The organism is Metabacillus rhizosphaerae (genome assembly GCF_037201795.1).
Taxonomy (GTDB): Bacteria; Bacillota; Bacilli; order Bacillales; family Bacillaceae; genus Metabacillus; species Metabacillus rhizosphaerae.
In genome coordinates this window covers 12,702-35,658 of the sequence record NZ_CP147403.1, presented here as the reverse complement: position 1 = coordinate 35,658, position 22,957 = coordinate 12,702, and the positions used below count along the sequence as shown (strand labels likewise).

Here is a 22,957-nt window from a genome sequence, read left to right as displayed (position 1 = left end):
ATAGGATAAAAAAAATTGGACAAATTAACTTCATATTCAAGCAATTTGGAGGAAACTTTAATGAAAACTGTTTCACTATCAAAGATTCTATTCACATTTGTAGTATTAACAATTATTTTCACCGCTGGAATTAAAGCATATGGGGAACAGAATGTAGAGAATGTTGATTACGAAAAGTGGAGTCGAATTGCTCTATCATCTGTTAAAGAAAAGTACCCAGAATCACAGCTTATCGATTACAAATATGTAAAACGAGAAGAAGTAAATGAAGAAGAATCTAAGGACATTTTTCATGTGAAAGTGAAGGAAAAGGATAAGCTTTTTGTTGCAAGCGTTGACGTTGTGTTTAATCCGAAGACAGGTAAGCTTATAACAGTAAATGTTGAAAAAGTAGAAGACGCTCCTGGCATGTAGGAGCGTCTTCTTTTGCCTATCGTTTAGGAAATAATAAAATTTTTGAACGGTGGATAAGCGCACGACATCTAACTCCAACGCTTTTGTTCTTATTCCTTCTCACTATTCAAAGAAAAATAAGCCAATAATGAATTTTGATTATTAACTAAGTCAGCTAAAGTGTATTGATCAAGTACGGCAAAGTATGCTTGTAGAGCTTTGTTTAGTGCATGTTTTAAACCGCAAACTGGTGATATCACACATTGGTTTTGCTCATTGTCAAAGCATTCAACAAGATGAAAATCCTCTTCGGTTTTACGGACGATTTCCCCGATGTTTATTTGATCTGGTAAATGGGCTAACCTAATTCCACCATTACGTCCACGGATGGTTTCAATAACATTCATTTTACCAAGCTCAAAGGTAACCTTCATAAGATGGTTCTTAGAAATATTATAAGCTTCTGCTATTTCTTTAATATTTGAAAGCTCATCACTTGGTTTCGATGCTAAATATATCAAGACTCTTAGCGAGTAATCAGTATAATTTGTTAATCTCATAAGAGAAGACCTCACAATTTTAGATTCACTTAATAATACCATAATCCCTCTAAAAAATTGTATCTAACGTTTAATTGTGACAGATTTATTAAAGATGTATTCAAAATATTGCTTTTGTTGATTGTGAAGCCTATCATAAAGATATATTTTAAATACATCTTTAAGGGGCTGGAATTATGTTATCTGAAAACACGATTAAAATAGTAAAGTCAACCGCACCAGTTTTAGCTGAAAGAGGAGTCGAAATTACCTCATATTTTTACAAAACAATGTTTGAGGCACATCCAGAATTATTGAATATTTTTAATCATGCGAATCAGAAGCAAGGACGTCAGCAAACAGCTTTAGCAAACACTGTATACGCAGCTGCAACGTATATTGACCAACTTGAAGTCCTGTTACCTGCTGTTAAACAAATTGCGCATAAGCACCGAAGTCTAAATGTTAAGAAAGAGCATTACCCAATTGTTGGTGAATTTTTACTGAAGGCGATTAAGGATGTACTAGGTGATGCGGCAACTCCAGAAGTTCTTCAAGCATGGGGAGAGGCATATCAAGTAATTGCTCAAGTATTTATTGATATCGAAAATGAAATGTATGAGGAAGCTAATACAAATAAATGGGAAGGATTCAAAGCTTTTAAAGTCATGAAAAAAGTTGATGAGAGCTCATTGATTACCTCATTTTATCTACAGGCTACAGATGGATCAGATGTGCCTGCCTTCCAACCAGGTCAATATGTAACCGTTCGTCTTACAGTATCAGGTGAAGAGTATTTACTAAATCGTCAATATAGTTTATCTGATGCACCTGGAAAGAATTACTTAAGAATTTCAGTGAAAAGAGAAGGGGCTGAACCTTCTAAACTAGGTAAAGTTTCAAATTATCTGCATGATCATGTAAATGAAGGCGAAGAAATTGAGTTAACTGCTCCAGCAGGAGATTTTGTACTTGATGAAAATAATAATTCCCCTCTTTACCTTATAAGTGGTGGTGTAGGAATCACACCGATGATGAGTATGTTAAAAAGAGTAGCCGATAAGCAAACAGATCGAGCTGTAACATTTATTCATGCAGCAAAAAATAGTGAAGTTCAAGCCTTTCATCAGGAAATAACTGAGACAATTAACCTGTTACCAAATGCAAGAAAATATAATGTATATGAAAATCCAACAGCGTCTGATAGAGAGAAAAAGACATTTGACTTAGAAGGCTATGTTGATTACCAAAAGCTTCAAGAAATCGTAACAGATAAAGAAGCAGACTTTTATGTATGCGGACCTGTTCCGTTTATGAGAAACGTAATTGATGGTCTTGAAACTCTAGGTGTGAAAGCAGAAAATATTCACTTTGAATTCTTTGGACCTTCTATTAATCTAAAAGAGTATCAACAAGCATAATCGTAGCCAAGATATCGAGGTTGACTGAAGTGGGTCTAAGTCAACCTCGTTTTTATTTGGCTTCATTAGTGATTTTAATTGTTTGGTTAAATGCAATTTCATCTCCATGGTTATTACCATTTAGAGTCACTTTTATATGATAAGTCCCTGGCTTAAGAACATCCAAATTGTAAAAATTACCGTATAGCCGATTCTTTTTCTCCCCGTTTATATAAAGATGGGCATGTCCCTCATCATAACGAATATCATTTGTTCCAATTTTTTTGGTGTAAAGCTGAAATTTTCTGTTTGGATTTCCAGCAACCAGGTTCCAGAGGGGTCTTGGGTAACAGAGCCTGTTATCGCAGGAGCTTGTTTGTGGTCAGGGATTTCAATTAGCGTATGGTTATGAACTTCAGAATTACTGGAGACATGATCATGCCCATTTTGATGATGGAAATATAGCATCACTGAAACAAAGGAAAAGATCACAATAAAACTAAAAAATCTATACATTATATCCTCCTATTTTAAAATCATATCATGCATTAATAGATGATAATTGTGTCCTTCCACTTCGCTTAATGAAAATACCAATGATAAGTAAAAGTAATCCAACTGCTAGGAACGAAAGATCATAGACTAGAGCATTTGGGTCACCTGGTTTGACACGATGGATTTGAAGAATATGGTGGTTTATAATACCTTCCACTATATTGAATGTACCACCGCCAATTAAAATACCGCCTACTAACAATCTAATACCTTTTGAAAGATTAGTTGGATTTCCAGCTAACCACAATAGAATTCCACCAATAACTAATGTAATAGTGACAGCGAAATGAAATATCCCATCACTGATAATTTGTCCTGGTCGATCCGTTGCCATAATTACACTATGCCATTGTAATAATTGGTGGAAAATAATCCCATCCGATGCACCTAAAAAACCAAATCCTAATACAAAACTACCAATGTGAATGAATCTTGTTTTTATTTTTGTCCTCACCGTTTTTTCTCCTTTTCATACAATTCTGAACATTAATACATTTTTGCCGAATTATTAAAAATTAAACTGTTAAATAATAGAATGTTTGTACTATATAACTTGTTAAGATTGACTTGCACCTATCTTTTTTGTTTCGTCAGATAGATCGATCTTAATGGGAAGGTTAGAAAACAATTTCTAGAGATTCGGTCAAGATGTAGTAAATCATTCTTAACATGCAAAAACTTATAAAGGTGAATTGGTTTGAAGATGAGTAACATAACTGTCAATTTCTATTTATCTCTATAGCGGAGCATCGACAAATCATTATATTAAAAGACAAATCTCGAAGAGCTGTAGCGGATGAATAAAATCATGCGGTTTGGTTTTTGTATTATTTTGTTAAAGCGAGGTAGTCTTTTTCTTTTAATTTCTAAGAGAACTAATCCAAATGTGGATTAAGAAATATGAAAGAACTTAATATCAGTAATTTTGTAGACTTTGTTAAAAATGTAAAGAGTATTTTTCAAGAGATGCTAATTATTAAATATAAATTTACAAATGAGCAGAAATTTCATGTAATTTTTACTCTAGCTTAACCTAAGGAACTTGTCGATAAGTTAGAGTTAAATTGTCGAAAGAAACAGAAAGGAGACATACATGACAATGAAATTAAATGAGGACATGCCCTGTCATTTGGAAATTTCTGAGTACTTAATCCGAAATATCCAATCAGGTATCTTTCGAGAAAATGAGAAAATCCCTTCGGAAAATGAACTTTGCCTGAAATTTAATGTGAATCGTCATGTAATTAGACAAGCACTGACAAGGTTAACGAATTTAGGCTGGATTACTCCTTTTCAAGGTAAGGGCTGTTATGTAAATAGTCTTCAAAAGCCTATTCAATATGTCTTGTCATCAAACACCCGCTTTTCTGATAATATGGAAAATTTAGGTGTTATGCATAAGAGTAAATTATTGAGTTGGGAAAAGGGATTGCCAAGTCGAGTTGAAATGAAAAATTTATTATTATCTGAAAAACAAGCTGTCTATCGATTGGAAATTCTCAGATTTATAGAGGGTCAACCCCTTTCTGTTACAACAACTGTCATGCCTGAAGAAGAAGTTCCACAACTTGAAATTTACTTACAAGAATTCAAATCACTCTATCAAATTATGTTAGATCATTATCAGTTACGTCCAGTTCGTTCAAGGTCAATATTTCAAGCTTCTTTACCGTTACTTAGAGATGCAAAAGTCCTTGAGATTCCAGAAAATATTCCAATAATTCAAATTGAAAGCTTAATGAATCATCCTACTGGTAATTCGATAGAGTACAGTATTGCAAGAATAAGAGGCGATATGCATAAGTGTCTCGTTGAATTTTGAGAACGATTTTTAATAATCAACATTGGAAGCAGTTTTTCTATCTTCCAAGATGATAATAAAATACATAAAAATGTAAGGAGGAAGGTCAAATGAAAAAGGCATTATTGATCGTTATTGCTTTAATCATGTCAGCAATAACTGCTGCTTGTTCAGCTGGAGGAGACACTAAAGCAAGTGGTGGAAGTGATGATGGTACTTTAACAATTGCGTGGTACCCAAATGAATCAGGGGCTGATATGAAAGACGCCCGTGACGTAATTGGTAAGGTAATTGAGGATGCAACTGGGAAAAAGGTAGAGCATAAAACAACGACAGATTATATTATTGCGATTGAATCATTAGCATCTGGTAATGCTGATTTAGCTTTTATGGGAGCCCAAGGATATATTGAAGCAAATGCAAAAAATGATAAAGTTCAGCCTTTAGTCGTACCAAGCGGTCCTTCTGGAACATTAGATGATGCAGTATACCATAGCTGGTTGGCAGTGAAAAATGGAAATGAAGATGCTTATAAAAATGGCAATGATTTTTCAATTGATAATATCGTAGATAAAAAGTTTTCTTTTGTATCGAATAGCTCTACTTCTGGCTTTAAAGTTCCTTCTGATGGAATCGTAACTCACTTTAGTGAAAAAGAAGAGTACAAAGACCTTACTGCAGAAGATCTTCTTGAAGGAGGAAAATTCTTTAGTGAAGTTCTTTACGGAGGATCACATCAAGGATCCGCAGTAAACTTATTATCTGATAAAGCAGATATTGCAGCTTTTTGTGATACTTGTGTAAGCAATTATGTAGAATTAGCAGATGGTGAAGAAAATACGCCAGGATCAACATATAAAGTCAAAGCTGATGCTGCAGAACCATTCAACACAGTTCCAGGTGAGGAATTTAAACTAATATCAGTAACACCAGTTTTGAATGCGCCTTTCGCATTAAATACGGAAACTGTTAGTGAGGAAGATAGACAAGCTCTAATTGATGCCTTTACTTCAGATGAAATGGCAAACAATGAGAAGGTGTTTGTACCTGAAGATGCAACTGGATTGTTCAAGAAAACCGATAAAGAGCAGTTTTTAGAAGTAGAAGATGCTTGGTTTGATCCGATTAGAGAATTATCTAAATAATCGATAGGGGAGTTAACTATGACAACGTTACTAGAGGTAAAAAATGTATCAAAACAATATGGTAGTGATACATTTGCGTTATCAGATGTTAACTTCTCTGTTAATGAAGGAGAGTTTGTTTCCATTATTGGTCCATCTGGAGCAGGAAAGTCAACTCTTCTTCGCTGCATTAATCGCATGATTGATGCAAACAGAGGAGATATTTTATTTGATAATGTTAATGTTCAAGATTTAAAGAAAAAAGACCTTAGGAAGTTAAGGACGAAAATAGGGATGGTTTTTCAACATTATAATCTTGTTAACAGACTAAGTGTAATTGAAAATGTCCTGCATGGAAGACTTGGCTACAAATCTGTTATTGGTGGAGCTCTAGGTTTTTATAGTGAAGGCGAAAAAAGGCAGGCAATGGCCCTATTAAAGATACTAGGATTAGAAGAGCAAATTTATAAGAGATGTGATCAATTAAGTGGTGGACAAAAACAACGTGTAGGAATTGCACGTGCGCTAATACAGGACCCAAAAATGTTGCTATGCGATGAACCTATTGCATCTTTAGATCCTAATGCGTCTAAGGTTATTATGGATCATTTAAAAAACATTTCTACAAATATGGGTATTACTGTTCTCGTTAATTTGCATCAAGTAGACGTTGCTCTTAAATATTCTGATCGTGTTATTGGAGTGAGTAATGGGAAAGTGGTCTATAATGGCTCCCCAAGAGACATTTCAAATGAAGAAATCCACAGAATTTACGGCTCTGAAGCAGGAGAATTAATGATGGAACTTGGAGGAAAAAACGTTGGATAATTTCTTTTTAAAAAAAAGAGCTCAATCAGTTCTTGTTCTGTCATTACTAATCGTTATTTCCTATGGGTCCATCTTGATTACCGAATTTGATGTAATTAAAGGATTAACTTCCATCCCAAATGCAATTATTTGGGGTGTCACGAATTTTTATCCAACCAGGGAATCATTAGAGAAGCTCCCAAGTATTTTAGCGAAACTTCAAGAAACGATCTTAATCTCAATAGCAGCAGCTTCGGTTGCATCCGTATTTGCTATCGTGTTTGCGATTTTTGGATCAAAGACAACGAAGGTAAACGGTATCTTAAGTACAATTAGCCGCGGGATTGCTACGTTGTTTCGGAATATTGATGTGGCTGCATGGGCAATGATTTTGCTATTTTCATTTGGCCAGAGCTCATTAACAGGATATTTTGCATTATTTTTTGTTTCTTTTGGTTTTTTAACAAGAGCTTTTATGGAGACAATTGATGAAATTGGCGTTCAAGCTGTTGAGGCGTTAACTTCAACAGGTGCAAACTACACTTCAGTTATTATTCATTCTGTCATTCCTTCGAGCATCCCTCAAATCCTAAGCTGGGTATTATTTATGATCGAAACAAATATACGCAGTGCCACTTTAGTTGGGATCCTCACTGGAACAGGCATTGGTTTTTCTTTCGATTTGTTTTATAAAAGCTTAAATTATAACGCAGCAAGTTTAGTTGTACTGACAATTATTGGAACAATTTTAACAATTGAATTCATTTCAAATTATGTAAGAAGGGTGATTTTATAATGAAAGTTGGTGAAGTTAGTAAGGTAGTTCATTCTACAAATAGTGCAATAGGTAATATAAATAAACGTACTAAGTTAAAACCGATAAATAAAGCTATGATTACGATTCGATTGACGATAATTATGCTTGCAATCTTGACAATTTATGGATTTCTTACATTTGACTATAAGGATATTAAACTCTTCGATGGAATTCTCTCTACGCTTGCAAACTTTAAGGTGATGTTCTTTGAGCCTCATTTTGTTCATTTTTCATTTCAAGATGCAATCTATCAAGCATTGGTAACAATGGGGCTTGCTTTATTAACGACATTGATAGGCGCGTTCTTTGCCCTAATCTTAGCACTGTTTGCTGCCCAGAATTTATCGTCAGCAAGAGTATCAAATATGATAAAAGGTTTTGTTGCTTTTATTAGAGCAGTTCCAACAGTATTATGGGTACTGATATTTGCTGTTGCAGCAGGGTTAGGCAGTGTAGCTGCTATTATAGGTATGACCTTTCATTCGGTAGGTTACTTAATAAAGGCTTACTCAGAATCATTTGAAGAATTAGATGAAGGTGTAATAGAAGCGTTAAGAGGAAGTGGTGCTAGCTGGTGGCAAATAGTTTTTCAGGCTGTTATTCCTACATCTCTAACATACCTAGTCTCATGGACCTTTTTACGATTTGAAATCAACTTTGGTGTCGCAATCGCAATGGGTGCAGCAGCTGGGGCAGGTGGAATTGGCTTTGATATGTTTATGGCTAGTAGCTTTTACCTTGATTTGCGTGAAGTAGGGTCTATTACGTACTTCATTTTATTCTTTGCCATCCTACTAGAAATTATAGCTCAAACAATTAAATCTAAATTGCAGGTGAAAATATAATATAGCACTCTGCTTTTAAAGCACAGGGACGATTCTTGTGCTTTTTATTATGTTTAAAACGTACCTTAATTAATTCTTCATATGATATTTACATTAGCTTAACCATTGTAACTTATCAATAAGTTACCTTTTAGTTATTAGGAAATGTTTAACGACATTACAGGAGGTTGTCAAAATGAAAAAATCGAGGTTAACGAAAATCCTCGTGGAAGGTAGACCGGAATTTCTTGAAAAATGGGCAGACTTAATTGAAAAAACAGCAGCTGTCAGGATCGATCGTGCTCCTTCTACTGGACTAGTTATGCTTAAAACGAGGGATTCTGTTTCAAAACAGCCCTTCTATATGGGAGAGGTTCTTGTCACAGAGTGTTCGGTTGCTATTGATCATCATGTAGGAATAGGAATTGTTATGGGCGAGGAACCTAATCGATCTTATCAAATTGCGGTCGTTGATGCTGCTATTAATGCTGGGCTTCCGATTACACAGGAATTGCTAGCTGAATTAGATATGGAGGAAGCCTATATTCAGCAACGAATGAGAGAAGAAGCCGCGCGTATTGCAAAGACTAGAGTCGAATTTGATACGATGGAGGATTACAATGCAAAAAGTTAATCTTACTAGATTTGATATGGTACATGGAACACAACGTATTTTTAGGAAATTATTAGATTGTATGGCAAAACCAGGGGAAATTGATAGTATATCTGAAGAGATTGCTCCAATTGAAGCAATGGAGGGATTTCCTTGTTCACTACAAGGAATTGCTTTTACGTTAATAGATCGAGAAGTACAATTTCATGTTCTAGCAAACCATTCTGAAACAATCAAACGAGCATTGGAATGGAAAACGTATAGTAAATTTAGTTCGATTCTTGCTGCCGATTATATTTTTATTAATCATCCAGAAAATGTGGAAAATATTTCTGAAGTTATGCAGCAAATAAAAAAGGGGACTTTATCAGACCCTCATGATAGTGCCACGGTCGTTCTCTGTGTTGAAGGTTTAACTAGCACTAACATGCCTTCTTCCTCATTAAAACTTACTATGAAAGGGCCAGGAATAGCAGCTAATAAAACAGTATACATCAGTGGTTTAAGCTCCAAATGGATTGAAGAGCGAAATATCGCAACAAATGAGTTCCCATTAGGGACCGATCTCATTATAACAACCAATGAAGGTGACATCATGGCAGTACCTAGAACTACATTACTAGAGAGTGAGGAATTGTAGATGGGTTATGTAGCAGTTACAGGAGGTCAAAGGGCAATTGAACATGCAAATGATCTCACAACATATTACCGATTAAAAGATGCCGATCATGTTCTAAAGACTAGGGATATTGAAGCGCAGTTTCGGCTTTTAATTGACCGTGTTATGGGTGAAGGTGGCCTTTACGCCCCTGAATATGCTGCTCTAGCTTTGAAGCAAGCTGAAGGTGATCCAGCAGAAGCAGCCTTTTTATTAAGAGCTTACCGTTCAACATTACCAAGAAATTATTACTCCCAGACAGTTGAACCAAGCGAGATGAGAGTCATACGTAAAATCTCTTCTTCTTTCAAGGATATTCCTGGTGGTCAATTATTAGGACCTACATATGATTATACACATAGGCTCTTAAACTTCGAATTGCATAAAGAAGAAAATGAAGTGATTAAACAATTTTTATCAGACTTTGAACTGACTTCCAAGATTGATGAAAATGAAGGATTTACATTTGGAAAAGTGGCAGATTTACTTCAACAAGAAGGTTTGATTGGTAATCCGAACAAGGAAGAAGTGGAACCCTTTGATGTAACAAGAGACAAGCTTACGTTTCCTGTATCACGTTCTGCTCGCCTGCAAATTTTATCTAGAGGTGAAACCGGTGCAATGACATCCTTTGCTTATAGCAGTATGAGAGGGTATGGAGTTGTCCATCCAACAATTGGTGAATTAAGGGTTGGCTATACAGAGGTATTCATACCGTATCCATTTGGAGATGAAGATGATTCGATATACATCGGAGAAGTAATGGTAACCGAGGTAGAAACGATTAATTCTTTTTCACAAAACGAACAAGGGAATGTCGAGTTTTTACTAGGCTATGGCTTAACGTTTGGACAAAACGAAGTAAAAGCCATTGCAATGGCTATTCTAGAAAGAAGTTTAGAAACAGAAGGGACTTCTCCAACACAAGACGAGGAATTTGTTTTATTACATATAGATAGTGTCGAAGCACATGGCTTTGTTTCACATTTAAAGCTACCTCACTATATAACATTTCAATCTAAGCTAGACAGAATAAGAGAAGCAAAAAATAAAAAACAAAGTGAAATACAACAAGAACAACCTGTTACGTTTAGTCCGTTTTAAGCAAACTGTAACCCAATAGAAAGTGAGGAAATGTGAAATGAATATGGAAGTTACACAAACTTACAATTATGCCTTTTTAGATGAAGGATCTAAAAGGGAAATAAGACGGTCAGTACTTAAAGCTGTTGCGATTCCTGGATACCAAGTTCCATTTGCATCAAGAGAGATGCCAATCGGAAGGGGATGGGGGACAGGAGGGTTACAAATCACTCTTTCGTTAATAGGTGAAACAGATATTTTAAAAGTAATTGACCAGGGTCACGATGACAGTGTAAATGCAGTTAGTATTAAACGTTTAGTAGAAAATTGCTCGAATGTGAGCACAACAGAGAATTCAGAGGATGCTTCTATCATTCAATCAAGGCACAGAATTCCCGAAATTCCTTTAAGAGATGATCAAATATTAGTTTTACAGGTTCCACTTCCTGAACCTTTAAGAAGAGTAGAAGCGAAAGAAAAAGATACAAAAAGGCTTCATGCAGAAATGGATTACAGCAGTATCTGGCTAAGATTATATGAGGACATTGTGAGATGGGGGAAAATCACGATTGGTGCTGATTATCCGAGTATGGTTAACGGAAGGTATATCTTTAACCCGAGTCCAATTCCTCGTTATGATTTATTAAAATTACATCAAGCAAACGGATTATTTTTATTCGGAGCAGGTCGAGAAAAGAAAATTTATGCTATTCCTCCTTTTACAGATGTAAAGCCATTGGAATTTGATGATTATCCATTTGAGGTAGAAAAATTTGAAGGGTTAACATGCCATTCATGTGGCAGTAAAGATGTGTTCCTTGATGAGATTTATGATGCTGATACTGGTAAGAAACGATTCCAATGCTCTGACACTGGATACTGTCAAACGAGGCAAAAGGAAAGTGGGTATTTAGTATGAAGACTCAGCAGCTACAATTGAAAAAACCTGAACTTGAAGTGAAGGGCTTAAATAAGAGGTATGGAAAAGGGTGTTCAAATTGTCAAACACCTGAAATGCTTCATGTAAAAGATAATCGTTGTCAACATTGTGGAAGTGTTTGGGCTTGTATTGATGTGAATTTTGAATTGTATAAAGGTGAAATTTTAGGAATAGTTGGAGAAAGTGGTTCTGGAAAAAGTTCATTAGTCAAGAGCTTATATTTTGATGATGCTATTTCATCTGGAAGTGCGACCATTTCTACATATAAAAATGGCGAGGTGAATATTTTTACAGAATCTGCACAACAAAAGCGTTATATTCGAAATTACATTATGGGCATGGTCTATCAAAACCCATATTTGGGGTTGAAAATGTCCTTTTCAAGTGGTGGAAATATAGCAGAAAAATTAATAGCATCAGGTACTTTTCACGTTGGTTCGATACGTGATCGAGCAAGGCAGTTATTAGAACATGTTGAAATACCGTTAGCAAGGATGGATGAACTTCCGAAGAATTTCAGCGGAGGGATGCAACAAAGAGTGCAAATTTCTAAAGCTTTAGCCAATAATCCACCGATCCTTTTGCTTGATGAAGTAACGACTGGTTTAGACCTTTCCGTACAAGCAAGAGTATTAGATTTAATTCGAAAAATCCAAAGGGATTTAGGAGTGGCTATGATTGTTGTTTCGCATGATTTAGGTGTTATTAGGATGCTTGCTGATCGCACAATGGTTATGAGACATGGAAGAGTCGTTGAGAGAGGACTTACGGATCAAATACTAGAGGACCCTCAACATCCATATACACAGCAGTTAGTGCATTCTCTTTTATAAAAAACGTGAGGTGATAGAAAAGATGAACACACTTAAGATATACTCCGCAAATATTGTCACACCTGAAAAGGTCATTTATAACGGCACTGTTGTCATTAAAGATGACAAAATTACTGAAGTTTTAGATGGTCTCCCTGAGCAGTTACAACCAGAGGATATTAATGCAAAAGGAAGCTGGGTCCTACCAGGATTAGTTGATTCACATAGTGATGCAATTGAAATGGAGCTTGAGCCTCGTCCAAGCAGTACTTTTCCGATTGAGGTTTCGTTTTATGAACTAGAGAAAAAGCTTGTTGGAGAAGGAATTACCACAATCTATCATTCTCTCTCTTTGCTTGAAGAAAACGCAAAAAAGTTTGTAAGACAAAATAAAACAGTTTTATCAGTTATAGAAGATATTAATCGATTGTCACAAGGAGCGTATCTTATTCGTCATAAGACTCATCTAAGGTACGAGATTACAAATTTAAGTGCAGTCAATGAGGTAAAGGAATTGATAAAAAAACAGAAAATCGATCAGCTTTCTTTTATGGATCACACTCCTGGACAAGGACAATTTCGTGATATTGAAATTCATAAAAAGCTATTAATTGTCCACCGTCGTTTTTCTGAAGAAGAAGCAATGGAAATTATTGAGCATAGTAGAAAACAAGTTAAGTTAGAGGAGCATGTAGTAAAGGAATTGGCTGATTTAGCACATGAACATCGAATTCCTATTGCATCACATGATGATGACACATTAGAAAAACTCGAGGTTGTAAAAGAATGGAATGCAACAATTAGCGAGTTTCCAATTGAGCTTCAAATAGCGAAGAAGGCAAAAGAAATGGGACTATTTATTGTGATGGGTGCACCTAATGCTTTGCTTGGCAAATCCCATAGTAATAATCTTTCAGCGATGGAAGCATTAGAACATAAACTTGTCGATATTTTATGCTCAGATTATTATCCATCATCATTACTGCATGCAGCTTTTAAATTACATAGTCAAGGCACTCCAATCTATGAAGCAATCAAAATGGTTTCATTGAACCCTGCAAAAGCTTTATATATTGATCATGAGGTCGGTTCTATTGAAGTTGGAAAAAAAGCTGATTTACTTATTGTGAGCGAGGAGCAGTCACGTCCAGTGCTACAGACAGTACTTGTTAATGGGAACGTAGTTTGTCAAATGAACTATCAAATGCCGCTAACTGTTGGCGGAAGAGTGTAAGAAGGAGATTATGTCATATGATAAAGCAATTAGGGGTAAAACCAACAATCCATCCCAGTGCACAAGTAGAAAATAGTTTCATAGGAGAGTGGACTGAAATTGGTCCAAATACCAAAATAGAAGAATCATATTTTGGAGATTATAGTTACACTGCAGGAGATGCAGAGATTATATATTCATCTATTGGAAAGTTTTGTTCAATTGCTTCTCATGTTCGAATAAATCCAGTGAATCATCCAATGTGGAGAGTAACACAACATCATCTTACTTATCGATTAACTCAATATGATCTGGCAGATCATGACGATACTGATTTTTTTGACTGGCGAAGAGAACATCATGTTAATGTGGGACATGATGTATGGATTGGTCATGGAGCGATTATTATGCCAGGAGTCACGATTGGAACAGGCGCTGTAATTGGTGCAGGATCAGTTGTCACAAAAGATGTCCCTGCTTATACCATTGCTGTTGGTGTGCCTGCAAAGCCAATTAAAAGGCGGTTTTCAGAGGAAGTAGCAGACAAGCTTATGAGAATAGAATGGTGGAATTGGGATAGAAGACTGATTGAAGAACGATTTAGTGATCTCAATAATATAGAGAATTTCATTTTGAAATATTCGTAAAGTAGTTAAAAAGGAGGGAAATAAATGGCAGAGCTGCTAAGTATGAAGGAATTAGAAAAGACATTCATTATGCATTATTTACATGGGGAACATGTAGTAGGCTGTAAGAATATTAGTTTTGATTTGAATGAGGGCGAATTTATCGGAATTACAGGAAAAAGCGGTGCAGGAAAATCAACAATATTAAAAACAATTTACCGTACATATTTACCGACAGGAGGAAAACTCATTTTTCACTCTGATCAATATGGGTCAATTGATCTTGTCACAGCTACCGAGCGTGAAATGATCGCATTACGTAAAAAGGAAATAGGATATGTTTCTCAATTCCTTAATGTGATGCCGAGAGTGACTGCTTTAGAAGTTGTCATGGACGCCATTTTAGAAATGGGAGTTAGTGCATATGAAGCAGAAGAAAAGGCAAAAAATATGTTGGCTCATTTTCGTTTACCAGAATCATTGTGGGATTCATTTCCAAAGACATTCAGTGGTGGAGAAAAGCTTCGGTTAAATTTAGCTCAAGCAATGGTGAAAAAACCCAAGTTATTGTTGCTTGATGAACCAACTGCTTCATTAGATGAGGCATCAAAACGATCAGTAAAAGAAATGATTGAACAGCTCAAACAGTCAGGAACGAGTATGATTGGTATCTTTCATGATCTTGAATTTATGGAATCGGTTGTAGACTCACATTACCATCTGGAAAATGGTGTCTTGAACAAAAAAATGGTTGTTTGAAAATTTTTCTAATGGAGCTGATCTACATATGATCGATTTACATTGTCATACAAATATATCGGACAATTCTTTTTCAATTGAGGAAGTCATTGGGCTTGCTAAAGACAAAGGTGTTAAGCATTTAGCCATTACAGATCACGATACAACAAAAGGTCTTCTTCAAGCCATCCAAATTGGACAAACCTTAGGCGTAGAAATAATTCCCGGAATCGAGATTTCTGCTTATGATTACGAGCGAAACAGACGTGCACATATATTAGGTTTGTATATTACTCCTAACCATCCATCGATAGCTGAATTGTGCGGACCATTAGTAGCCAAAAGGCATGAGGCATCATGGCAAATGGTGAAACTGATTAAAAATGCTGGATATGATATTACATGGGAAGAGGTTAATGCCCTATGCGAGGATGGAACTGGGGTGTATAAACAACATATTATGCATGCATTATTAAACAAAGGCTATACGGACAAAATCTATGGTGATCTATATCAAAAGCTATTTAAAAGAGGGGAAACTTTACAGGAAAAAGGGTTAGCCTTTGTTTCAATTGATTACATTGACGTATTAGATGCCATTCGCGTGATTAAAGAAGCGGGAGGAATCCCGGTCCTAGCCCATCCTGGACAATTTGATAATTTTTCAGCTGTCGATGAGTGGGCCCGTGCAGGCCTTGAAGGAATAGAAGTATTACATCCATTGCACGATAATAAAGATGAAATTAAAGCAAGAACTATTGCTGAGAAATTGAATCTTATTCAAACAGGCGGATCTGATTTTCATGGATTTTATGGAGAATCTGCAAATAACTACATTGGATCTAAAAGTATTGGCTATGAGCATTTCAATCAATTGCTTGAACGAAAAAAAGTTCTGCAAATGAAATAATAACGAGACCCTCCCATGTTGATTTAGATGCATGTTGGAGGGTTTTCATTTTGTTATTTTTCATTTTTTAAGATAAAAACTTTTTTATATAAAAAATACAACCTCATGTTTCGCTAATACCGCTCATACACTATGTTAAGAATAGCTTAGGGGGGAGACCATGAAAGATGCTGATCAAAAGGCCCTTGAATATGCAATTGGTGAAATAACTGAGATTGCAAAAGGATTTGGGCTAGACTTTTACCCAATGAGGTATGAAATCTGTCCTGCTAATATTATTTATACATTTGGCGCATATGGTATGCCAACAAGGTTCTCACACTGGAGCTTTGGTAAACAATTTCATAAAATGAAGCTCCAATATGATCTTGGATTAAGTAAAATTTATGAGCTAGTCATTAATTCTGATCCTTGTTATGCCTTCTTATTAGACACAAACTCCCTGATCCAAAATAAATTAATTGTCGCCCATGTATTAGCGCATTGTGATTTCTTTAAAAATAACGCTCGTTTTAGTAATACAAAACGAGAAATGGTTGAAAGCATGGCAGCAACAGCAGAACGAATTAAAAATTATGAGATTGAGTATGGAAGACATGAAGTAGAAACATTTTTGGATGCTGTTCTTTCTATTCAAGAGCATATTGATCCCTCACTAGTACGTCCGAAACTTGCATGGACAATTGATGATATTGATATCGAAGAAGAAGAGATGAAAACAATCACACCTTATGATGACCTTTGGAAGCTTGATCAAAAACAAGATCTAAATCGTTCAATTAAAAAGAAAAAACGTAAACTTCCACCATCTCCAGAAAAAGATATTCTCTTATTTATCGAGGAATATAGTCGTGAGCTAGAGGATTGGCAGCGTGATATATTAACGATGATGCGTGAAGAAATGCTGTATTTTTGGCCACAGCTAGAAACAAAAATCATGAACGAGGGCTGGGCTTCGTATTGGCATCAACGGATCATCCGTGAGCTTGATTTAACATCTGATGAATCAATCGAATTTGCAAAATTAAACGCAGGTGTTGTTCAGCCATCTAAAACTAGTATTAATCCTTACTATTTAGGATTAAAAATCTTTGAAGATATTGAGGAGCGCTACAACAACCCAACAGAAGAGATGAAAATGTTTGGGGCAACACCAGGATCTGGTCGAGACAAAATGTTTGAAGTACGTGAAGTTGAATCAGATATATCGTTTATTCGTAATTATTTAACGAAGGACCTTGTCATGCGAGAAGATATGTATTTGTTCCAGAAACAGGGGCGTGATTATAAAATTGTTGATAAAGAGTGGGAAGCGGTCCGAGACCAGCTCGTAAGTATGCGTGTCAATGGTGGATTTCCATACATTACTGTAAATGATGGAGACTACTTGAAAAATAATGAGCTTTATTTAAAACATTGGTTTGAAGATATTGAGTTGGATCTTAAGTATTTGGAGAAGGTTCTACCTTATGTGTATCAGCTATGGGGGCGACCAGTTCATATGGAAAGTGTACTAGAGGATAAGCCAGTGTTGTTTACGTATGATGGTAAAAGTATTTCTAGAAAATATCTATAAGTGGAGAGAGTCACTGAGATTTCAGTGGCTTTTTTAATGGTATAAAATTATAGCAGTCTATCTGCATAAATTAAGAAGATGCTTCTAATAATAAAAACACATCTTTTCTATTGAATATATAAGTGAATTATTATATAGTAATATACGGATAATCATTGGAGGTGTATGAAATGCTAGAAACTACGATTGAAATAGAAAAGGCTGCAACAATTCTAAAGCTTTTAGGTGATAAAACAAGACTAACAATGGTGAAAATGTTAGATTCAAATGATTGTTGTGTTTGTGAGTTTGTTGAAATCTTTAAAGCAAGTCAGCCGGCAATTAGTCAACATCTTCGTAAACTAAAAGATGCAGGGATTGTGAAAGAAACGAGAAGAGGGCAGTGGATCATCTACTCGTTAAATAAAAATAGTGATTACTATTCACTAGTTCAAAATTTACTTGAATACCTTCCTAACCAAGATTATCGAATAAAAGAATTAGAGGAGCAAGGATTACGAATCTCGTGTGAATAAATGGAGGATTTAACAAATGACATCAATCATTTTAGCATCAGTCATCTTTTTACTTACACTTACACTAGTTATTTGGCAACCTAAAGGACTTTCCATCGGTTGGTCTGCATGTGGTGGTGCCATTTTAGCTCTTATTGTAGGTGTGGTTGATTTTAAAGATGTTATTGATGTGACATCAATTGTATGGAACGCCACGTTAGCATTTATTGCAATTATCATTATTTCTCTCATATTAGATGAAATTGGATTTTTCGAATGGTCAGCTTTACACATGGCTAGAGCTGCTAAAGGAAACGGTATTAAAATGTTCGTTTATGTAAGTATCTTAGGAGCAATTGTTGCGGCATTCTTTGCGAACGATGGTGCAGCATTAATTCTTACACCAATTGTACTTGCAATGGTACGTAATTTAAACTTTAGCGAAAAAATGGTCTTTCCATTTATTATAGCAAGTGGATTTATTGCCGATACAACATCACTTCCATTAGTGGTAAGTAACTTAGTTAACATCGTATCAGCTGACTTTTTTGGCATTGGCTTTGTTGAGTTTGCATCTAGGATGATTATTCCAAATCTATTCTCTTTAGGTGCAAGTATCTTGGTTTTATTTCTCTTTTTCCGAAAGAGCATTCCTAGTAATTACGATATATCTCAATTAAAAAAACCTGTTGAAGCTATTCGTGATGAAAAGATGTTCAAATTGTCTTGGATTGTTTTGGGCATTTTACTTGTTGGATATTTTGCAAGTGAATTCATCGGAATTCCTGTATCGATTATTGCAGGTATAGTTGCTATTTTCTTTCTCTATATGGCAAAAAGAAGTCCTGCTGTAAACACAAGGACTGTCATAAAAGGGGCACCTTGGGCAATTGTGTTTTTCTCAATCGGAATGTATGTCGTTGTTTACAGTTTACGAAACGTTGGATTAACAAATGTTTTAGCAGATTTAATCCAAGTGACAGCTGATCAAGGTTTATTTGCTGCAACAGTAGGAATGGGCTTTATCGCTGCTATCTTATCATCTGTTATGAATAACATGCCAACAGTTATGATTGATGCACTTGCGATCTCTGATACAAATACAAGTGGTGTCATTAGAGAAGCTCTTATTTATGCAAATGTGATCGGTTCTGATTTAGGACCGAAAATTACACCGATAGGTTCACTTGCCACTTTATTATGGCTACATGTTCTATCATTAAAAGATGTGAAAATCTCTTGGGGTACTTACTTTAAAACTGGAATTATCTTAACCATCCCGACATTGTTTATTACACTTGTTGGTCTATATATTTGGTTACTTATCATCCATTAATCTTATTTAAAAAGGAGCAATTAACATGTCTAAAAAAACAATCTATTTCTTATGTACTGGAAACTCTTGTAGAAGCCAAATGGCAGAAGGTTGGGCGAAAAAACATTTAGGTGATGAGTGGGAAGTGAAAAGTGCAGGACTTGAAGCTCATGGACTAAACCCAAATGCGGTGAAAGCAATGAACGAAGTAGAAATCGATATTTCGAATCAAACATCGGATGTAATTGATCCAGAAATTTTAAATAATGCTGATTTAGTCGTTACACTTTGTGGTCATGCAGCAGATAATTGCCCAGTTACTCCTCCACACATCAAACGTGTTCATTGGGGCTTTGATGATCCTGCTAAAGCTGAAGGAACAGAAGAAGAAAAATGGGCGTTCTTCCAACGTGTTCGTGATGAAGTTGGAGAAAGAATTGAACGTTTCGCAAAAACTGGAGAATAACAGAAAAAGCGGGAGTTACCGTAAAGTGACATAAAAAAGAGCACTTTATCTCTTTTGGAGTGCTCTTTTTATGTCCCTGATCAAGGGCGCGCGTGCGCTTTTGTTATTGCCTTGACGGTAAGAGCATTACTGAGACTCCTATTAAACAAATTACTGCTCCAATCCAATCGTATGTATCAGGTGTTTTCTTATCCACTCCCCATCCCCAAAGTACAGAAAGAACAATAAAAACTCCACCATACGCAGCATAGACCCTTCCGAATGATGGAAATGATTGAAAGGTGGCTATCACTCCGTATAATGCTAAAGCCACACCACCAGCTATTCCATAAAAAACATGTTTCCCATCACGTAACCACAACCAAATTAGATAACCCCCACCAATTTCCGCTATTCCTGCTAAAAGAAATAATGCAATAATAATCACCCATCTACACCTACCATTCTCTTTCACTAAATAAATAGTTACACGTAAAGTTTGCTTTTACATACTAATTGCCAATTGCGGCATCCTTTAAATACACTAAAAGGTCCCTTTTTAAGAAGACCTTTCTAAGTTATTAATCAGTAAATTTTTAGGACTAATTTTTCCCCTCTGTCGAACAGCACACTTTCTTTTTGTCCTCATTTACACTAGACGCTTCTTTTTTTACCTCTTCGATTTGAATGTTACAACAATTTGAATCCTTTTTAAAACCCTTTCTAAAAAAACTTAACATAAGATCATCTCCATATCTTTAAATTAGATAAAAAATAAAACCTGAAATCGTGGACATTGTTATCACCGATAATACAAAGGTAACAACTAATTCTTTTTTAAAGATTGATTTCAATAAAATGACTTCTGGTAAACTAGCACCTGCGGAGCTAATCATCATGGCCATTACAGGACCTAACGCCATCCCTTTCATAATAAGAATTTGCGAGATAGGAATCATACTTGAAAGTCGAATATATAACGGAATTCCGATGATTGCTGCAATCGGAATTAACCACCAATGACCCTCATCGAAAACAGTTGAAATCCATTCAGTTGGAACTAATCCATGAATGATCGCTCCAATTGCTGCACCAATAATTAAATAAGGATAAACGCTTTTCATTAGGTCCATTGTTTCTTTAAAGGCTAGTTTAAAATTAAACTTTTTGTTGTTTTCTTCATATCCAGTCATGACTACAGTTTTTACATATTTTTCGAATCCAAATGCTTCTAGAGTAAATCCAATCACGATTGAAAAAATGCTTGTAACAACTGTGTATATAATCGTTACTTTCCAGCCTAGCATAACACCCATAATTGTTAGAATCGTGGGGTCTAATACTGGCGATGCAAATAAAAAGATCATCACAATCCCAAAAGGCATCTTCTTTTTCAGCATATTTACAACTACCGGTATAGTGGAACATGAACAAAAGGGTGTAATAAAGGCAAATACAATCGCTGCTAGTGCAGCTAAAAATCTATTTTTACCTGCCAACTTTTTCTCGATTTTTTCGTAAGGAATATATCCCTGTAAAAGACTAATGAGAAAGGAAATGGCGACAAATAAAACTGTTAATTCTAATGCAATATAAATAAAGTTATTAACTAGCTCGATCCACATCTTTATTCACCTTCTTTTAGCAACAAGCTGTTTCACAGCAAATTGTTGAATTATTATGTTTAGTTTTTACATGAGCGTTTAAAGTGTTTTTCTTGTCCTTTATTGAGGATAATAATTTACTTTCGTTAGCAAATATCACCATTTCTGCTTGTTTTAATTTTGAAAGCATATAGAATTCATAATCATTAAACATTACTTCTCCTCCTAAAACAAATAATTTTGATATATTAATCAAAAAAAATTGATGTTATCTCTAAAAAATTTTACTCAACATTAACCTGACAGAAAGGTTCTCGGAAGTCTAAGGCATTAGGTGATAAAAGAAGTAAAGATTAGGAATAACTGACCGCAAAAGTCGATCAGTCTTGTTCTTTCAGCAAGTAGGTCTAAATAAACAACAGAGTTCTGCAGACAATAAGTGGTTAACTTCATCTAGATTAAGTTTGTAATAATTCCATGTACCTCTTGTTTCTCTTATGATAAGGTTTGCATCTAAGAGTATTTTTAAATGGTACGATAACTTTGATTGTGTCATGTTTACCATTGGAGCTAAATCATTAACGTTTATTTCCCCTTTTTGTGTTAGGAGATTCATAATTTGTAGTCTTTTTTTATCTGCAATTGCTTTAAACTTGACTTCATATGTCTCAAAAACATTTTCTAATGACACATCCTGTTGGTTAATATTTTGATTCATGAAAACACCTTTTCTTAATCAATTTTTTTTGATGATTTAACTATATCTCCAATATTTTCATTTGTCAATTCATTAAATCAAAAAAAATTGATTTAATGAATTGAGAGGTTTTGACCGCACAATTTGTCTTCATTTGGGTTAAAGGCATCCTGCATAATTATTACAGAAATACGAAAGATAAATACTATCTAGTTAATAGGAGTAGGATTGCGAAAATGAGATTGAAGAGAAAGATAAAAAATAAATCAGTACCATTTGTTGTGCTATTAATCGTCCATGCGCTTATTTTAGCCTTTACTTTTTATAAAAAAAGAGACAAAATCTACCGTAAATTATTATTGTCAAACATTGGATTTGCCTATCTCTTTGAATATTTTGTCCTTAATTTATTCCAGGGATATACATACAAGCCCAATATCTTAAAGAATCGAGAATTGGATAATATTTTAGGTGCCGTATTTTCACAGGCAATATATATACCAATCATAGGTACGACAATTACAGCTTTTCGTTTGGGCTGGAAGTGGAAGCTTTTATTTACCATTTATTTCAGCCTAATAGAGCGGTTATTTATTCATTGGAAGATCTTTAGGAAAAGATGGTGGGAAACTTTCTATACTTTCTTTTTTTTGCTCCTATTTTTTAATGTGAGTGACATTTGGCATCGGCTATTAAAAGGGAAAAACCCGATTGCACAGGGTATCACCTCATATTTATCTTTTACTTCTATTAGTGTGAATGTTCTATTTATACTTTCAGTTTTCAGTAGGAGGTTTAAATTAGGCCTAGGAATGGTTCATACTTGGAAAGAGCACTTTATTATTATTCCGTGTTACTCTTTAATGATATCGGCAATATTATTGATAACATATAAAATTAGATTTAAATATTCTCAGCTCCTCAGAATTTTCTTTATTACAATATTGGATTATCTTTTATATCGATTTAATGT

General features: G+C 35.1%; 27 protein-coding genes. 20 read left to right on the top strand and 7 right to left on the bottom strand.

Features of this window, described 5'->3' with window-relative positions:
• Window positions 1-60: 60 nt before the first annotated feature.
• Window positions 61-414, top strand: a complete 354-nt coding sequence (locus WCV66_RS00200; RefSeq protein ID WP_066337173.1) for a DUF3889 domain-containing protein — start codon at window positions 61-63, stop codon at window positions 412-414.
• Window positions 415-503: 89 nt separating this feature from the next.
• On the opposite strand, the gene WCV66_RS00195 is transcribed toward WCV66_RS00200, so the two are convergent.
• Window positions 504-953 (bottom strand): RrF2 family transcriptional regulator, encoded by a 450-nt coding sequence (locus WCV66_RS00195; RefSeq protein WP_066337338.1) that lies wholly within the window; start codon window positions 951-953, stop codon window positions 504-506.
• Window positions 954-1,129: 176 nt separating this feature from the next.
• Between WCV66_RS00195 and hmpA the strand changes: the two genes are divergently transcribed.
• Entirely contained in the window at window positions 1,130-2,353 is a 1,224-nt protein-coding gene (hmpA, locus tag WCV66_RS00190) for an NO-inducible flavohemoprotein (protein WP_338787557.1), read from the top strand.
• Window positions 2,354-2,560: 207 nt separating this feature from the next.
• Here the strand turns inward: hmpA and WCV66_RS00185 are convergent, their stop codons facing one another.
• Together WCV66_RS00185 and WCV66_RS00180 are read right to left on the bottom strand one after the other, a co-directional pair.
• Complete coding sequence (locus WCV66_RS00185) at window positions 2,561-2,848, bottom strand: hypothetical protein (RefSeq protein WP_338787556.1); 288 nt, start codon at window positions 2,846-2,848, stop codon at window positions 2,561-2,563.
• Between the two features lie 25 nt (window positions 2,849-2,873).
• On the bottom strand, window positions 2,874-3,341 hold the full coding sequence (locus tag WCV66_RS00180; RefSeq protein ID WP_338787555.1) for a DUF2243 domain-containing protein: 468 nt from the start codon (window positions 3,339-3,341) through the stop codon (window positions 2,874-2,876).
• Window positions 3,342-3,980: 639 nt separating this feature from the next.
• On the opposite strand from WCV66_RS00180, the gene WCV66_RS00175 reads away from it, so the two are divergent.
• The 18 genes from WCV66_RS00175 to arsC all read left to right on the top strand — a co-directional run bounded on the left by WCV66_RS00175 (window position 3,981) and on the right by arsC (window position 19,704).
• Window positions 3,981-4,709 carry a GntR family transcriptional regulator gene (locus tag WCV66_RS00175; protein WP_338787554.1) on the top strand — a complete coding sequence of 243 codons (729 nt, stop codon included), beginning with the start codon at window positions 3,981-3,983 and terminating at the stop codon, window positions 4,707-4,709.
• Between the two features lie 89 nt (window positions 4,710-4,798).
• Complete coding sequence (locus WCV66_RS00170; RefSeq protein WP_338787553.1) at window positions 4,799-5,833, top strand: PhnD/SsuA/transferrin family substrate-binding protein; 1,035 nt, start codon at window positions 4,799-4,801, stop codon at window positions 5,831-5,833.
• Between the two features lie 18 nt (window positions 5,834-5,851).
• The gene (gene phnC, locus WCV66_RS00165) at window positions 5,852-6,640 is read left to right on the top strand and encodes a phosphonate ABC transporter ATP-binding protein (RefSeq protein WP_338787552.1); all 789 of its coding nucleotides are present in this window, start codon (window positions 5,852-5,854) and stop codon (window positions 6,638-6,640) included.
• Complete coding sequence (locus WCV66_RS00160) at window positions 6,633-7,415, top strand: ABC transporter permease subunit (RefSeq protein WP_338787551.1); 783 nt, start codon at window positions 6,633-6,635, stop codon at window positions 7,413-7,415. Before phnC ends, WCV66_RS00160 begins: the two co-directional genes overlap by 8 nt.
• Window positions 7,415-8,281 (top strand): PhnE/PtxC family ABC transporter permease, encoded by an 867-nt coding sequence (locus tag WCV66_RS00155; RefSeq protein WP_338787550.1) that lies wholly within the window; start codon window positions 7,415-7,417, stop codon window positions 8,279-8,281. The genes WCV66_RS00160 and WCV66_RS00155 overlap by 1 nt, the downstream gene beginning before the upstream one ends.
• A gap of 175 nt (window positions 8,282-8,456) precedes the next feature.
• The gene (gene phnG, locus WCV66_RS00150) at window positions 8,457-8,894 is read left to right on the top strand and encodes a phosphonate C-P lyase system protein PhnG (RefSeq protein ID WP_338787549.1); all 438 of its coding nucleotides are present in this window, start codon (window positions 8,457-8,459) and stop codon (window positions 8,892-8,894) included.
• Window positions 8,881-9,513, top strand: coding sequence for a phosphonate C-P lyase system protein PhnH (gene phnH, locus WCV66_RS00145; RefSeq protein ID WP_338787548.1), 633 nt, complete (start codon window positions 8,881-8,883; stop codon window positions 9,511-9,513). Before phnG ends, phnH begins: the two co-directional genes overlap by 14 nt.
• Window positions 9,514-10,635 (top strand): carbon-phosphorus lyase complex subunit PhnI, encoded by a 1,122-nt coding sequence (locus WCV66_RS00140; RefSeq protein WP_338787547.1) that lies wholly within the window; start codon window positions 9,514-9,516, stop codon window positions 10,633-10,635. It begins immediately after the preceding gene.
• Between the two features lie 37 nt (window positions 10,636-10,672).
• A complete protein-coding gene (locus tag WCV66_RS00135; RefSeq protein WP_338787546.1) occupies window positions 10,673-11,533 on the top strand; it encodes an alpha-D-ribose 1-methylphosphonate 5-phosphate C-P-lyase PhnJ in 861 nt (286 codons plus the stop codon).
• Entirely contained in the window at window positions 11,530-12,387 is an 858-nt protein-coding gene (locus WCV66_RS00130) for an ATP-binding cassette domain-containing protein (RefSeq protein WP_066337126.1), read from the top strand. Before WCV66_RS00135 ends, WCV66_RS00130 begins: the two co-directional genes overlap by 4 nt.
• Before the next feature lie 22 nt (window positions 12,388-12,409).
• On the top strand, window positions 12,410-13,600 hold the full coding sequence (locus tag WCV66_RS00125) for an alpha-D-ribose 1-methylphosphonate 5-triphosphate diphosphatase (protein WP_338787545.1): 1,191 nt from the start codon (window positions 12,410-12,412) through the stop codon (window positions 13,598-13,600).
• A gap of 17 nt (window positions 13,601-13,617) precedes the next feature.
• Window positions 13,618-14,226: a DapH/DapD/GlmU-related protein gene (locus WCV66_RS00120; protein ID WP_066337120.1), complete on the top strand. Its 609-nt coding sequence runs from the start codon at window positions 13,618-13,620 to the stop codon at window positions 14,224-14,226.
• Window positions 14,227-14,250: 24 nt separating this feature from the next.
• Complete coding sequence (gene phnL, locus WCV66_RS00115; RefSeq protein WP_066337117.1) at window positions 14,251-14,964, top strand: phosphonate C-P lyase system protein PhnL; 714 nt, start codon at window positions 14,251-14,253, stop codon at window positions 14,962-14,964.
• 28 nt (window positions 14,965-14,992) lie between these two features.
• Entirely contained in the window at window positions 14,993-15,853 is an 861-nt protein-coding gene (locus WCV66_RS00110) for a PHP domain-containing protein (RefSeq protein WP_338787544.1), read from the top strand.
• Window positions 15,854-16,013: 160 nt separating this feature from the next.
• Entirely contained in the window at window positions 16,014-17,429 is a 1,416-nt protein-coding gene (locus WCV66_RS00105; protein WP_185653966.1) for a SpoVR family protein, read from the top strand.
• Between the two features lie 170 nt (window positions 17,430-17,599).
• Window positions 17,600-17,944, top strand: a complete 345-nt coding sequence (locus WCV66_RS00100; RefSeq protein WP_338787543.1) for a metalloregulator ArsR/SmtB family transcription factor — start codon at window positions 17,600-17,602, stop codon at window positions 17,942-17,944.
• 16 nt (window positions 17,945-17,960) lie between these two features.
• Complete coding sequence (locus WCV66_RS00095; protein ID WP_338787542.1) at window positions 17,961-19,259, top strand: arsenic transporter; 1,299 nt, start codon at window positions 17,961-17,963, stop codon at window positions 19,257-19,259.
• A 25-nt stretch (window positions 19,260-19,284) separates the two neighbouring features.
• On the top strand, window positions 19,285-19,704 hold the full coding sequence (arsC, locus tag WCV66_RS00090) for an arsenate reductase (thioredoxin) (protein WP_338787541.1): 420 nt from the start codon (window positions 19,285-19,287) through the stop codon (window positions 19,702-19,704).
• 103 nt (window positions 19,705-19,807) lie between these two features.
• Here the strand turns inward: arsC and WCV66_RS00085 are convergent, their stop codons facing one another.
• From WCV66_RS00085 to WCV66_RS00070, 4 genes are all read right to left on the bottom strand, one after another.
• Entirely contained in the window at window positions 19,808-20,131 is a 324-nt protein-coding gene (locus tag WCV66_RS00085) for a YnfA family protein (protein ID WP_338787540.1), read from the bottom strand.
• 310 nt (window positions 20,132-20,441) lie between these two features.
• Window positions 20,442-21,308, bottom strand: coding sequence for a permease (locus tag WCV66_RS00080; RefSeq protein ID WP_338787539.1), 867 nt, complete (start codon window positions 21,306-21,308; stop codon window positions 20,442-20,444).
• A 16-nt stretch (window positions 21,309-21,324) separates the two neighbouring features.
• Window positions 21,325-21,501, bottom strand: coding sequence for a hypothetical protein (locus tag WCV66_RS00075; protein ID WP_338787538.1), 177 nt, complete (start codon window positions 21,499-21,501; stop codon window positions 21,325-21,327).
• Window positions 21,502-21,681: 180 nt separating this feature from the next.
• A complete protein-coding gene (locus tag WCV66_RS00070) occupies window positions 21,682-22,005 on the bottom strand; it encodes a metalloregulator ArsR/SmtB family transcription factor (RefSeq protein ID WP_338787537.1) in 324 nt (107 codons plus the stop codon).
• Window positions 22,006-22,957: the final 952 nt, after the last annotated feature.